Annotated in this window: 1 protein-coding gene; it reads left to right on the top strand. The window is 78.1% G+C overall.

What is annotated here, in order from left to right:
- Positions 1 to 1,344: S8 family serine peptidase (locus WCS02_RS20375; protein ID WP_340296144.1), on the top strand; the 1,344-nt coding region annotated here is incomplete at both ends.

Genomic DNA, 1,344 nt, shown 5'->3' with positions numbered 1-1,344 from the left:
CCTCCGACTTGGCAGGTGCCCGCACGGTGCCCGTCCTCGTCGAGGGCGAGCCCGGCGCGCTGGCCCAGGTCGTCTCCGCGGTCGAGGCCGCCGGCGGCACCGTCGGCACCGAGCTCGCGGTCCTGGACGGCGTGCGCGCCGACGTCCCCGCCGGTGCCGTCGGCGCCCTGCGCGCCGCGCCGGGCGTGCTCGACGTCACCGCCGACAGCACGCTGGTCCCGCTGGACGCCGCCTGGGGCGACGACAGCACCGGCGAGGGCCGGCGCGCCAGCCTCGGCGGCTCGTGGCTGTCCCGCCTGGACCGCGGCTCCCTGTGGTCGGTGGCCGAGCAGGTCGGCGCCGACGACGTCTGGGCCGTTCCCGACCCCGCCGACCCCCGTCGCACCCTCACCGGCGTCGGCGTCGGCGTCGCCCTCATCGACACCGGCGTCGCCCCCGTCGAGGGCCTCACCGTCCCCGGCACCGTGGTCCGCGGCCCCGACCTGTCCTTCGACTCCCAGGCCCCCGGCACCCGCGGCACCGACGGCATGGGCCACGGCACGCACATGGCCGGCATCGTCGCCGGGCGAGACAGCGGCCTGCGCACCGGCAAGGAGCACGACGTCCGCAACCACGCCGGCATCGCCCCCGGCGCCCGCGTGGTCGACGTCAAGGTCGGCGCCGGCGACGGTGGCGTCGACGTCTCGCAGGTCGTCGCCGCCCTGGACTGGGTCGTCGCCAACCGCGCCCGCCACGGCATCCGCGTCGTCAACCTGTCCTACGGGACCGCCTCGGTGCAGCCGTACCAGCTGGACCCGCTGGCCCACGCCGTCGAGAGCGCCTGGCACGCCGGCGTCGTCGTCGTCGTCGCCGCGGGCAACGACGGCGAGGCCGGCCCGGTGCCGCTGACCATGCCCGCCGCCGACCCCTTCGTCATCGCCGTCGGCTCCTCCGACCACCGCGGCAGCTCCGACCCGGCCCGCTGGCGCACCGGCGCCTGGACCAACAGCGGCACCGACGCCCGCCGCCCCGACCTGCTCGCGCCCGGCAAGTCCGTCGTCAGCCTCCGCGTGCCGGGCTCGCTCGCCGACACCGAGCACCCCGAGGGCCGGGTCGCGGGCGACCGCAGCGGCCGCTTCTTCCGCGGCACCGGCACCTCGCAGTCGGCCGCGGTCGTCTCCGGCGCCGTCGCCCTGCTCCTGCAGGCCGAGCCCCGCCTCACCCCGGACCAGGTCAAGGGCCTGCTCCGCAGCACCGCCGACCGCCTCCCCGGCGAGACGGGCCCCGCCCAGGGCGCCGGCGTCCTCATCGCCGCCGCCGCGGTCGCGCTGCTGCTGCTGCTCGTCATCCGCTTCAAGCTGCACG

The organism is Aquipuribacter hungaricus, assembly GCF_037860755.1.
Classification (GTDB): domain Bacteria; phylum Actinomycetota; class Actinomycetes; order Actinomycetales; family JBBAYJ01; genus Aquipuribacter; species Aquipuribacter hungaricus.
Note: the sequence above shows the minus strand (reverse complement) of the source record. Positions and strands in the feature narration are given on the sequence as shown.